The sequence below is a fragment of the Rhizobacter sp. SG703 genome, from assembly GCF_012275445.1.
Taxonomy (GTDB): Bacteria; Pseudomonadota; Gammaproteobacteria; order Burkholderiales; family Burkholderiaceae_C; genus Rhizobacter.
In genome coordinates this window covers 527,924-538,982 of record NZ_JAAZQK010000003.1, presented here as the reverse complement: position 1 = coordinate 538,982, position 11,059 = coordinate 527,924, and the positions used below count along the sequence as shown (strand labels likewise).

9 protein-coding genes are annotated in these 11,059 nt (G+C 72.1%); 3 read left to right on the top strand and 6 right to left on the bottom strand.

The window, feature by feature from the left end; genetic code table 11:
• Window positions 1-3 precede the first annotated feature (3 nt).
• On the bottom strand, window positions 4-4,044 hold the full coding sequence (locus FHT26_RS08040) for an ATP-binding protein (protein ID WP_168559611.1): 4,041 nt from the start codon (window positions 4,042-4,044) through the stop codon (window positions 4-6).
• A 212-nt stretch (window positions 4,045-4,256) separates the two neighbouring features.
• Between FHT26_RS08040 and FHT26_RS08035 the strand changes: the two genes are divergently transcribed.
• A complete protein-coding gene (locus FHT26_RS08035) occupies window positions 4,257-5,675 on the top strand; it encodes a CHASE3 domain-containing protein (RefSeq protein WP_168559610.1) in 1,419 nt (472 codons plus the stop codon).
• Between the two features lie 33 nt (window positions 5,676-5,708).
• On the opposite strand, the gene FHT26_RS08030 is transcribed toward FHT26_RS08035, so the two are convergent.
• Together FHT26_RS08030 and FHT26_RS08025 are read right to left on the bottom strand one after the other, a co-directional pair.
• Complete coding sequence (locus FHT26_RS08030) at window positions 5,709-7,463, bottom strand: BamA/TamA family outer membrane protein (protein ID WP_168559609.1); 1,755 nt, start codon at window positions 7,461-7,463, stop codon at window positions 5,709-5,711.
• A gap of 246 nt (window positions 7,464-7,709) precedes the next feature.
• Complete coding sequence (locus FHT26_RS08025) at window positions 7,710-7,904, bottom strand: hypothetical protein (protein ID WP_168559608.1); 195 nt, start codon at window positions 7,902-7,904, stop codon at window positions 7,710-7,712.
• On the opposite strand from FHT26_RS08025, the gene FHT26_RS08020 reads away from it, so the two are divergent.
• Complete coding sequence (locus tag FHT26_RS08020) at window positions 7,903-8,064, top strand: hypothetical protein (protein ID WP_168559607.1); 162 nt, start codon at window positions 7,903-7,905, stop codon at window positions 8,062-8,064. The genes FHT26_RS08025 and FHT26_RS08020 overlap by 2 nt on opposite strands.
• A 90-nt stretch (window positions 8,065-8,154) precedes the next feature.
• Here the strand turns inward: FHT26_RS08020 and FHT26_RS08015 are convergent, their stop codons facing one another.
• Entirely contained in the window at window positions 8,155-8,907 is a 753-nt protein-coding gene (locus FHT26_RS08015; RefSeq protein WP_246867767.1) for a hypothetical protein, read from the bottom strand.
• Between the two features lie 197 nt (window positions 8,908-9,104).
• Between FHT26_RS08015 and FHT26_RS08010 the strand changes: the two genes are divergently transcribed.
• Window positions 9,105-9,719: a L,D-transpeptidase gene (locus FHT26_RS08010; RefSeq protein ID WP_349238108.1), complete on the top strand. Its 615-nt coding sequence runs from the start codon at window positions 9,105-9,107 to the stop codon at window positions 9,717-9,719.
• A 1-nt stretch (window position 9,720) separates the two neighbouring features.
• Here FHT26_RS08010 and FHT26_RS08005 read toward each other — a convergent pair whose 3' ends face one another.
• Complete coding sequence (locus tag FHT26_RS08005; protein ID WP_168559605.1) at window positions 9,721-10,518, bottom strand: anti-sigma factor family protein; 798 nt, start codon at window positions 10,516-10,518, stop codon at window positions 9,721-9,723.
• A complete protein-coding gene (locus tag FHT26_RS08000) occupies window positions 10,515-11,054 on the bottom strand; it encodes a sigma-70 family RNA polymerase sigma factor (RefSeq protein ID WP_168559604.1) in 540 nt (179 codons plus the stop codon). Before FHT26_RS08000 ends, FHT26_RS08005 begins: the two co-directional genes overlap by 4 nt.
• Window positions 11,055-11,059: the final 5 nt, after the last annotated feature.

Genomic DNA, 11,059 nt, shown 5'->3' with positions numbered 1-11,059 from the left:
TGCTCAACCCATCGAGCGCAGCAGCTCGCGCGCCTGCCGCAGGTCATGCGTCTGCAGGCCTTCGGTGAACGACGCGAAGGCCGGCTTCAGCAGCTGCAGCGCCTCGCGCGTGCGGCCGTCTTCGTGCCACAGCCGGGCCAGGCTGGTGGCACTGCGCAGCGCGAAGCCGCGCTTGTGCTGCTGCATCGCGAGCGCGTGCGCCGCCTGCAGGCCCTGCTCGGCCGCGCGGCGCGCCGCCGGCAGCAAAGGGCCGTCGCGCCGCAGCGTCAGCTCGGCGATCAGCCGACGCACCTCGGCCTCGTAGTAGCGCTCGCCATGCGCCTGCACGATGCCCATCGCCTCGTCGAGCCGCGCCAGGGCCTGCGCCAGGTCACCGCCGCGCGCGAGGCCCTCGGCCAGCAGCGTCAGGTACAGCGGGCGCGTGACGACGGCGCCGCTGCGCGCCCACAGCGCCAGGCCCTCGCGCATCTCGGCGACGCCTTCGTCGTGCAGCCCGCGCTCGCATTGCAGCCAGCCGCGCATCACGTGCGCATGCGCCAGCCACACCGCGAAGCCGCCTTCGTCGCAGATCGCGATGGCCTGCTCGGCACAGGCCAGCGCCTGCGCCTGCTCGCCGCGGTAGCGGTGCACGTTGGCCGCGAAGCCGAAGGCCTCGCCGAGGCTGAACTTGTGGTCGAGCGTGCGTGCGAGCTGCTGCACGCGTTCGATGCGCGCCAGCGCGTCGTCCGGATGGCCGAGTTCCCACTGGCCCCAGGCCGAGTAGCACAGGCACATCACGCCCGGGTCCTGCACCGCGGCGCGGCGGTGGTGCTCGGGCCGGTACACCGCCAGGCATTCGTCCATGCGCTGCACCGCGGCCAGCCCGTGGCCCTCGTGGAACAGGATGTTGGCGGTCGCCCAGCGCACCTGCAGCCGCGCCATCGTGTCGCCGCTCTGCTCGGCCAGCGCCTCGGCACGCCGCGCGATCTCGTGGGCGCGCGGGAAATCGGCGCGCATGAAGTGGTAGCCCTCGAGCCCGAGCTGCGCCTTCAGCCGCGCGCCCGGGTCGCCGAGCTCGTCGCCCAGCTGCTCGGCCCGCGCATAGGCGCGCTCGACCGGCGGCGCGCCGTAGCCTTCGGTGGCGATGTAGCGCGACGCGAGCAGCAGCTGCAGGCGCAGCTCGATGGCGCGGCGCTCGTGCGCCGGCGGCTGGCTGTCGAGCAGCGCGAGCGCGCGCTGCAGGTGCTGGATCGCTTCGTCGTGTGCCGATCGCGAAGCCGCCAGCCGCGCCGCGACCTCCCACTGCCCGAGCGCCTCGGCGGCGAGGCCGGCCTCGGTCTGGTGGTGGGCAAGCAGCTCGGGTTGGCGCTGCGCCAGCTCGGGCCACGAGTCGCGCAGCACCGCGGCGACCGCACGGTGCACCAGCTGGCGGTCGCGCGTCCACAGCGACTGGTAGGCGATGTCGCGCACGAGCGCGTGCTTGAAGGCGCAGCGCCGTTCGCCGCTGCCGTCGGTGCCCCCGACGCTGGCCAGCAGGCCGGACTGCTCGATCGCATCGAGCTGGGCCGTCAGCTCCTGCGGCGTCATCGGGCGCCCGCCGTGCGCCAGCACCTGCTGCAGCAGCGCGACCGGGAACTCGCGGCCGAGCACCGCGCCGAACTGCGCGATCGCGCGCGCCGGGCCGAGCCGGTCGAGGCGCGCCATCAGCAGGTCCTGCAGGCTGCCCGGCACGTCGAGCGACTGCGGCAGCATCTCGTCGAGCGTCGCGCTCTGCTCGACCATCATGCGGGCCGATTCCTCGAGGAACAACGGCACGCCGTCGGAGCGGCCGGCGAGCAGCCGCACCACGCCGGCCGGCAGCAGCGATTCGCCGCAGGCCTGCTTCAGCAGCCGGCGCGATTCGTCGGGGCGCAGGCCGTGCAGCTCGAGCGTCTCGTGCACGACCGGCGGCTGCCACGGCGCGGCGGCCTCGTCAGGGCCGGTGCGCTCGGTCAGCAGCACCAGCATCGGCACGTCGGCGCTGCCGGCCAGCAGCCGGCCGAGGAACTCGCGCGTCGACGGGTCGACCCAATGCAGGTCTTCGACCACCAGGCACAGCGGCCGCGCCCGCGCGCTGCGCTGGAACCACTCGACCAGCGTCGCCAGCGTGCGTTCGCGCAGCCGCTCCGGCGTGCCGGCCAGCGGCTCGCCTGGCAGCGACAGCAGCGCGGCCACCACCGGCAGCGCCTGCGCCGGGTCCATGCCGGGCGGCATCGCGTCGGCCAGCTTGCGCCGGCGCGTCGCCTCGTCGTCGTCGTCGCGCACGCCCATCCAGTGGTGCATCGCATCGATCACCGCATGGAAGGCACTGCTCGCATGGTCGGGCAGGCAGCGGCATTCGAACGACAGCGCACCGCGGGCCTTCAGCCCGTGGCGAAACTCGCGCACAAGCCGCGACTTGCCGATGCCGGCATCGCCGCGCAGCTGCACCACGCGCAACGCGCCGGCCTGCAGCGCGTCCCAGTGGTGCAGCAGCACCGCCAGCTCGGCGTCGCGGCCGACGAAGGGGGTGAGCCGCGGCAGCGCATCGAGCCGGTGCTCCTTGCGGTCGTGCAGCACCACGCCGGCACGCTGCGCGCCCTCGATGCCCTTCAGCGCCAGCGTGCTCTCGAGCGGCTGCACCGTGAAGCGGTGCTGCACCAGCGCAAGCGTCATGTCCGACACCATCACCGTGCCGGGGGCCGCCCGGCTCTGCAGCCGCGCGGCCAGGTGGATCGACACGCCGACCGGCTGGCCCGCCATCACCGAGACGCGCCCGGTCGCGATGCCGACGCGCACCTGCACCGGCGTCGACATGCCGGCCACCGACTGCACGATCGCCAGGCCCGCCGCCACCGCCTGCTCGGCGCTGCGCTCGCTGGCCGACGGGAAGCCGAAGTACGACATCACGCCGTCGTCGCCCTGCGGGTCGTCGGCGACGCCGCCGTGGCGCTCGATCTGCGCGATGGAACGCTGGTGGAACTCGGCCAGCAGGCTGGCGTAGCGCTCGCTGCCCAGGCGGTGCAGCCAGCCGGTGGAGTCGACGAAGTCGAACGACAGCGAGGTGACCTGGCGCGCGTCGTTGCCGGCCGACGCGCGCGCATCGGGCAGCACCAGCACCGCATCGCCGTCGCCGTACAGCTGGAGCCATGCGGCGCCGCGTTCGTCATGCAGGCCGCGCGCCGCGCGCACCGCCTCGGCGATCGGCTGGGCCTGCGCCAGCCGTTCGCACAGCGTGGCGAACCAGCCCGGTCCGTCGTCGCCGTGCTCCACGGCCACCGACGGCGCGACCAGCAGGCTCGCGCCGAGCACCGCCAGCCTCTGCGCGAGCCGCGCCACCTGCGACGCGGGCGCCGGGCCGACCACGAACAGCTTCGGCGGGCGCAACCAGCTCACGCCGGCCAGCAGCTCGTGCGGCACGCCGGCGGCCAGGCAGATCACGTCGTGCTCGGCCAGCAACCCGGGGACCGCGTCAGCCGCCACGGCGTCGCGCGCCAGCGTGGTCGACACGACGGTCGGGCTGTCGAGTGCCGGCAGCGCGGGAGCCGCCGCGCCGGCCGGCCCCGCCGCATCGCCCAGCCGCAGCACCCGCAGCGGGCCGCGCCGCGGCACGCGCCGCACGGTCGCGGCGAGGTCGATGTCGGTATCGAGGTCGGCCCCGCCGGCCGCCAGCCGGTCGTCGTCGACCAGCAGGTGGCGCGCGACGCGCCAGCGTTCGCCGAGCAGGCCGTGGCCGTCGCTGGCAAGTTCCCAGTGCAGGCCGTGCAAGGCCGCATCGAGCTGCAGGTTGATGCGGCGCGGCTCGCTGCCGCGCAGCGTGGCACCGACGACGCCCGGGAACAGCTGCGCGAACAACGTGAGGCTCGCGTGCAGGTCGCCGTCAGCGGCGACTTGCGACAGCCGGCGCAAGGCCGGCAGCTCGGGCCGCGATCGGGCGTGGCGGCCCACCGACCGCCCATCGGTCACGAAGACGTCGCATGACCCGGATTCGTCCAGGCGCGCCGTCACGTGGAACGGCGGCAGATCCTGTGCTCGCGCACTGCGCATTCAAACTTCCCCCTGCGGGAAATCTAACCGCAAACGCGCCTGTCTGACACACATTGCTACACGCCATGCGCGCGACTGTGGGGGAGTTGTCGCCGAGCTGTCATCCCCAAGGTGTCGGATGGGTTGGAACCGGTACCGGAATCGGCCGGCGGCGCATAACATGAGCCGCCTCACGCCCTGCCGGGGAGGTCTGGCACTTGCTGAATCCTGAGTTGGCATCGTCCGCCCGCACGGCCCAGCCGTGGTGGCGCAGCGCGCGCCCGGCGCTGGGGCTGATCCTGGCCGGCACCCTCGCGTTCGGCCTGGCGGCCGGTGCCGGTTGCCGCGGACTGCAGCAACTGGCGGCCCGTGCCCAGGAACGCCGGACCGACGAACAAGCGCTCGCGCTGCTCGACAAGGCGATGACGCTGCTGCTGGACATCGAGACCGGCCAGCGCGGCTACCTGCTGAGCGGCAGCCTCGACAGCCTGGCGCCCTACGAACGCGGCAAGGCGACCTTCCCCGACACCTATGCCGACCTGGTGCAGCACCTGTCCGGGCCGTCGGCCCGGAGCGGGGAGTTCCGCGCTGCCCGCCAGCGCATCGACGACCTGGTGCGGCGCCGCATCGCGATCGCCGACGCCCAGGTGCTGAAGCGCCGCAGCGGCGACGCGGATGCAGCCGCCGGCGACACCGACGTCGACGGCCAGCTCGCGATGGATGCGATCCGCGCCGAGTTCGACACGCTGGGCGCCGCGCAGCGGGAACACATCGCCGCGCGCGACGCCGACGCCGCGCGGCTGCAGGCGCGCAGCGCGGCGCTGATCGTCGCGCTGGCGGCCGGCGGCGGCGCGATGATGGCCGGCGCGGTGGGGCTGCTGGCCGGCGAGCGCCGCCGCTGCGACTGCGCCGAGGACTCGCTGCGGCGCTTCAGCCGGATGCTCGAGAGCATCGTCGACGACCGCACCGAAGAAGTGCGCTCCGAGCGCGACCGGCTGCAGTCGTTCGCGAAGCAGCTGGACGACGGCATCGAGGCCGAGCGCCGGCGGCTGGCACGCGAGGTGCACGACCAGTTCGGCCAGGTCGTCTCCGGCACCAGGCAGGTGGTTCAGCAGATGGCGCGCGACCACCCCGGGCTGCCGCCGGACCAGCTGGCCCGGCTGACCGGCCTGCTCGACGAATCGATCGGCACCGCGCGGCGCATCGCGGGCGCGCTGCGGCCGCCGCTGCTCGACGACCTGGGCTTCGGCGCGGCCGTGTCGCACTTCGCCGAACGGCTGAGCCTGCCGGGGCAGTTGGAGATCGGCGCCGAGATCGACGACGACGAGCAGCTGGAGAGCGACCGCGCGAACCAGCTGTTCCGCATCGTCCAGGAGGCGACGACCAACGCGCTGCGGCATGCGCAGGCCACGCGCGTCTCGATCACCGGCTGCGAGTTCCGCGGCCTCTACGTGCTGCGCATCGCCGACAACGGCATCGGCCCGCAGCCGGTGCGCGCCGATGCGAGCGGCCTGCGCAACATGCGCGAACGCGCGGCGATGGTCGGCGGTGCGTTCGAGTTCGGACCGGGGCCGGACGGCGGCTGCGAGGTCGTCGCCCGCATCCCGCTGCACCAGCCCGCCCGCACCGAGGAGCACGCCTGGCCGACATGAAGGGGCCGATCGTCGACACCCCTCGGCACGGCGTCAGAAGCTTTCCTTGACCTCGACGACGAACTGCGCCTTCTTGATCGAGCTGTCGCCGTCCAGCGGGAACGCGACGTCGATGTGGATCACATTGCCGAGCGAGGTGCGGCTGTTGCCCAGCCGCAGCCCGAAGCCGACGTCCTTCAGCAGCTTGTGCGACGAATCCGGCACCGCGCCCTGGCCCCAGGTGCGGCCCATGTCGTAGAACACCGCGCCGCCGACGTTGAAGAGCCGGAACGGATACCAGTTCGTGAACACCCGCTGCTCGGTCGTGAACAGCCAGCGGCCGTCGCCGCTCTGGTAGCGCAGCGGGTAGCCGCGCAGGCCGTTGTCGCCGCCCAGCAGCACCTGCTGGCCGTCGTCGAGCCGCACGCCGCGCTGCGCCGACAGCCCCATGAAGAAGGTGCGGCGGGCCGATTGCTTCAGGTAGTAGCGGCTCTCGGCCTTGACCAGCGTGTTCTGCAATTGCCCGTCCTCGACGTAGCCGACCGCCGAACCGGCGAGCAGCAGCGTCTGCCGCGGCGTCAGCGCATGCCCCACGGTGGCGTTGCCCGCGAAGACCGTCGCGCGGCGGTCCGCGCCGAGGCCGGGCAGCGAATAGCCGAGCTTGCCCATGATGTGCCAGCCGAGCGAGACGTCCTCGGTCTTGCCGATCTGGTCCTGGTTGCGCACCTCGCTGAAGGCGTCCTGGATCAGCTCGAAGCCGATCCACGGGTACACCAGCTTGCGTTCGGTGCCGGGCGGCACCGGCTCGTTCGGCGGCACCGCGAGCGTCGCGCGGTGCTCCTCGAGCGACAGCCCGGCGGTCCAGCGCGTCACCCAGCCGTCCTGCAGCCCGGCCGACCAGCCGCCGAAGGCCGACAGCGCCCGGTCGCGAACGTCGAGCTGGCGGATCACGTCGCCGCGGTCGTAGACGGAGTCGACGCGTTCCTCGTCGCGCACCTGCGCGCCGGCGGTCCACGGCGTGTCGAGCGCATAGAACGGCCGCTTGACGATCAGCTCATGCACGTGGCCGTCGCTGTTGTCGGAGTACTGCCCCTGCAGGTCCCACCAGCTGTCGAGCACGTGGTTGTCGTGGTAGCTGAGCGTCTTGCTGGTGCGGTCGACCTCGGACTTGAACGAGAAGCCGAGTTCCTTGCCGAGCCCGAGCAGGTTGGCATCCTCCAGGCTGAAGCCGCTGCTGTTCTTGCCGCCCGAGCGGCCGAGCGACACACCGGGGTTCAGCGTCCAGACGTCCTGCGTCACCACCTCGAGGTCGACGATGCCGTCGTGCAGCGCGACCGGCCGGATGTGCGCATCGCGGAAGTACGACTCGCTGCGCAGGATGCGCTCCGACTCGCGCAGCAGCCGCGGATCGTAGGGCTCGCCGGGCTTGAACAGCAGGTGCGATGCGACCACCGATTCATGCGTCAGCAGGTGCAGCTTGTTGGCCCAGCGGAACAGCAGCTTGTCTTCCTCCGGCAGGCGCGTGTCGAACAGGTTGAGCCGCTGGAAGCGGACCTCGCCGATGCGCGCACCGGCCGCAACCAGCGCCGCGTCGTCGGGCACCTCGGCGGGACGCGGCTTATCGAGTTCGGGCACCTTCGGACGCGGCGGGCCGTCGTCCGCCGCGGGCTCGGAGGCGGCTGCCGCCGGCGGATCGGCGGCGCGCGGCTCACCCGGGGTCGCGTCCTGGGCAGCCATGCAGGTCGGCACGAGGGCCGTCCCCAGCGCGAAGGTCCAGCCTGCCGCACACGAGCTCACACGCCATCCCATCGATTTCCTTTCGGTTGAACTGCTCGCCCGCGTCGTCCCGACCGTGCAGGCATGGTAGCCATCCTCAGGCAGGCGGCGTGCCCGCTCGATCCGACAGGCGCGCTGCTTCGTCGCCGGACGGCGCCGCCCCTCTGCAAGGCACACCGATTGCCACCTTCCGGTACCGCGCCTTTGGGTCTTCGGGCCAAAGAGCGGGACGCGACCGGCGGGGCCGGCGGGTCACCTCTTCCAACACCTGCAAAGGAGTCACACCATGACAAAGCTGTCCACCACCCTGACCCTCGTGTCCGCTGCTGCCCTGGCGGCCGTGGTTTCGCTGTCGTCGGCCCAGTCGAGCTCGAGCAACACCTCGGCGCCCAGCTCGGCCAGTGCCGACCAGAACCAGCCGAACGGCCCGACGACGTCGACCACTGAAAGCACGACGCCGACGAACCAGAACATGACCGCCCAGCCGACCAACATGGACACGCAGGTCAGCCCGAACAACTCGAACAACGCCAACCCGCCGACGACACTGGAGAACAAGACGACGCTGGACAACAGCGATTCGTCCAGCACGATCGCCAGCGATCCGCTGGCACCGCGTGCCGATCGCAACTGATCGTGCCCACGTCGGCCTGAAGGCCCGGCAGACACGCGTCTGCCGGGCCTTTTTCACGTCCGGTCCACTGTGTCGAAGGAGGTCGGTGGGTCAGTGGAAGACCGTCGCCTGCGCAACGCGCGTCGCGGAAGGCTGCACGGCAGGGACGCCGAACACCTCGGCCAGCGAGCGGCGGTCGGGCACGAGGTACACCATCGCGCGGCCGCGGCTGAACATCGGGCTGATCACGCCGTCGTAAAACGACGGCGGCAGGTTGATGCAGCCGTAGCTGATGCGGTTGTCGTCGACGCCCGGCGATGCGAGGCGTTGCGCGCGCCGCTCGCGCGGGTTGGTGGTGCGCACGCGGTGCATCGACACCGCGGCGTCGTAGTCGACCCAGACGATGTCCTCGCCGTTCGCGTTGTGGCCGGGCCGGCCGACGAAGCGCCCGGCCGGCGTGATGCGTTCGGACGGCTTGATGTCGGCGATCGCGCGCTCGCCGATGCCCGGCACCGAATCGTCGCCGCGTGCCGCGCCCAGCAGCGCGGGTGCCGAGCCGAGCAGGCGCCCGGCCGCATCGAACGCGAACACCTGCGCGCGCGGCTTGTCGATCAGCACGAACGGCAGGCCGCGGTTGTCGGCGCGGCTGACGACCCAGTCGCCGAGGCGCCGCACGTCGGCCGAGGCCGCCACGTTGCCGAAATTCAGCGACCTCGCCATGTGCACCGGCGCCGCGTGCCGCGCGTTGTGCGCCAACCGCTCCGGATGGCCCGGCGACAGCGGCTGCGCAATCAGGCTCAGCGCGATCGTCGCGACCCCCATCAGGCCCGCGTTCACCCACTCCAGCACCGGCGTTGGCTTCATGCCGATCGAAAGGCAATCGGCATGCCCGTAGTCGGCTGTGGGATAGCACGGGCTGGTGCACGGCGGGCTTCAACGCGCTCGGAACTGCGTCGACTTTGTCGCGCTTTTCGGCCGGCGGCCTGGCAGCGGCGTCCCTACGATGACGCATCTTCACGACAACGACCGACACCCCGGCCATGCGATTTGCAGGTAAAGCAGTGCGATCGGCAATCTTTGCCGGTCTGTGGGTCTGGGGCAGCATCGCCTGTGCGGCAGCTTCGACATCCGACACCTCCTCGGCGTCGCCCGACGCGCGGCTCGCCATTCATTGGATCGTCGAGCACCACGACAACCAGGACAAGCCGTTCGCGGTCGTCGACAAGAAGGCCGGCCAGTTGCACATCCACGCGGCAGACGGGCACCTGATCGGCAGCAGCCCGGCGCTGCTGGGCCTCGCGCCTGGCGACACCGCGATCCCCGACATCGCACGGCGCGCGCCCGCGAGCCTGCGCCCGTTCGAGCGCACGACGCCCGCCGGCCGCTTCGAATCGCAGCCGGGGCGCAACCTGCATGGCGAGGACATCGTCTGGCTCGACTATGCGGCCTCGCTCGCGATCCACCGGCTGCGCCCGGCCGCCGCGAGCGAGCGCCGTGCGCAGCGGCTCGCATCGGCCTCGCCGGCCGACAACCGGATCTCGCTCGGTTGCGTGGTCGTGCCGGTGGCCTTCTACGAACAGGTCGTGGCGCCGGTGCTCGGCCATGCGCGCGCGGTCGTCTACGTGCTGCCGGAAGACCAGCCGGTGCGCGGCTTCTTCGAGGCGCAGGGGCTCTGATCTAGCCTTTCAGATCGACCCCGATCTGGCGACGCATCTCGTCCGCCAGGGCATGGAGCGACTCGGCACGCCGGGTTCCGACGACGCCGTAGCCCAGGCCCTGGTCGGCCCAGGCATAGCCGGCGAAGCGCCCGTCGATGTGTTCCATCATCGGCGTGTTCTTCTCGACCGCCATCGGCCGCACCAGCAGCGCGAGACGCGTGCCCTGCGGGTCGTCGTACATGAAGAGCCCGGCCGGGCCGTGCTCCGTCGCGACGAGGCGCCCGCCGATGAAGCGGTAGCCGGACGCCGCGAGGTCCGGCACCGCGACCTGGCGGCCGAGCCGTGCCGAGACCCAGCTCACCAGTTCCGCGCGCTGGGTCGGCCCCATCTCGACCGGCCGCTGCAGGTCCGAGGCATACACGTCGTAGCTGGCGGTCGCCTCCCGCGCCACCGCGACGATCCCCGCATCGGCCGATGGCCTCCCGCCGCGCAGCGACCACCCGGCCCCGCCGCCGACGCCCAGCGCGAGCAGCACCGCAGCGGCCATGCCCCACGGCCGGCGCTCCCGTGCGCGCCGTTCGCCGACGAGCCGTTGGAGGTTCAGCGCCGGGGGAACCGGTTCATCCGAGATCGGCGCGAGCAGTGCGCGCAGTTCCTGCCGATGCGCGGCATGCGCCGCCACGTCGCGCGCAGCGTCGGGATGGAGGTCGAGATAGGCCTGCACCTCGCGACGGCGGGACGCATCGAGTGCATCGTCGACAAAGGCGTGCAGGTCTTCTTCGAGGATCGGCCGGGCGGCCGAGGGGTCGTTGCTCATTTGAGCCTCCGCAAGGTGGGGGCGGTGTCGGTCGAAGCCTGCGCCGGCGCAGGCTCTCCGTCGAGCAGGCGATGCAGCCGTTGGCGCGCGCGTGCCAGGCGCGACATCACGGTGCCGACCGGGATCGACAGCGCGTTGGCGACCTCGGCATAGGTCAGGTCCTCGACCGACACCAGCAGCAGCACGCTGCGCTGGTCTTCCGGCAGCTGGCCCAGTGCGCGCATCAGCTCGTGATGCCGGATGCGGTGCTCCTGCGGGGCGGGCGTGCTCATCTCGGCTTCGGCCACGTCCTCGATCGCCACCTGCACGCCGCGCCGCGACTGCTGCCGGAACCGCTGCATGGCGAGGTTGTGAAGGATGGCGAACACCCATTGGCGCGTGTTGCCGGCATCCTGCCGTTGGCTCCAGTGGCTGATGACCCGTTCGAGGCAGTCCTGGACGAGGTCGTCGGACAGGTCTCGATCGCGCAGCAAGGCCCGCGCGTAGCGACGCAGCGCGGGGATCATCGGCTCGACGAGCAGGATCAGGTCGTTCATGGGTG

Excerpts from the sequence above, each read along its gene's own strand:
- FHT26_RS08020 (WP_168559607.1), top strand. The coding sequence starts at position 7,903 with ATGACCGCCCAGCCGACCAACATGGACACGCAGGTCAGCCCGAACAAC.
- FHT26_RS08030 (WP_168559609.1), bottom strand. The coding sequence starts at position 7,463 with ATGGGATGGCGTGTGAGCTCGTGTGCGGCAGGCTGGACCTTCGCGCTG.
- FHT26_RS08000 (WP_168559604.1), bottom strand. The coding sequence starts at position 11,054 with ATGAACGACCTGATCCTGCTCGTCGAGCCGATGATCCCCGCGCTGCGT.
- FHT26_RS08015 (WP_246867767.1), bottom strand. The coding sequence starts at position 8,907 with ATGAAGCCAACGCCGGTGCTGGAGTGGGTGAACGCGGGCCTGATGGGG.
- FHT26_RS08040 (WP_168559611.1), bottom strand. The coding sequence starts at position 4,044 with ATGCGCAGTGCGCGAGCACAGGATCTGCCGCCGTTCCACGTGACGGCG.
- FHT26_RS08005 (WP_168559605.1), bottom strand. The coding sequence starts at position 10,518 with ATGAGCAACGACCCCTCGGCCGCCCGGCCGATCCTCGAAGAAGACCTG.
- FHT26_RS08025 (WP_168559608.1), bottom strand. The coding sequence starts at position 7,904 with ATGTTCTGGTTCGTCGGCGTCGTGCTTTCAGTGGTCGACGTCGTCGGG.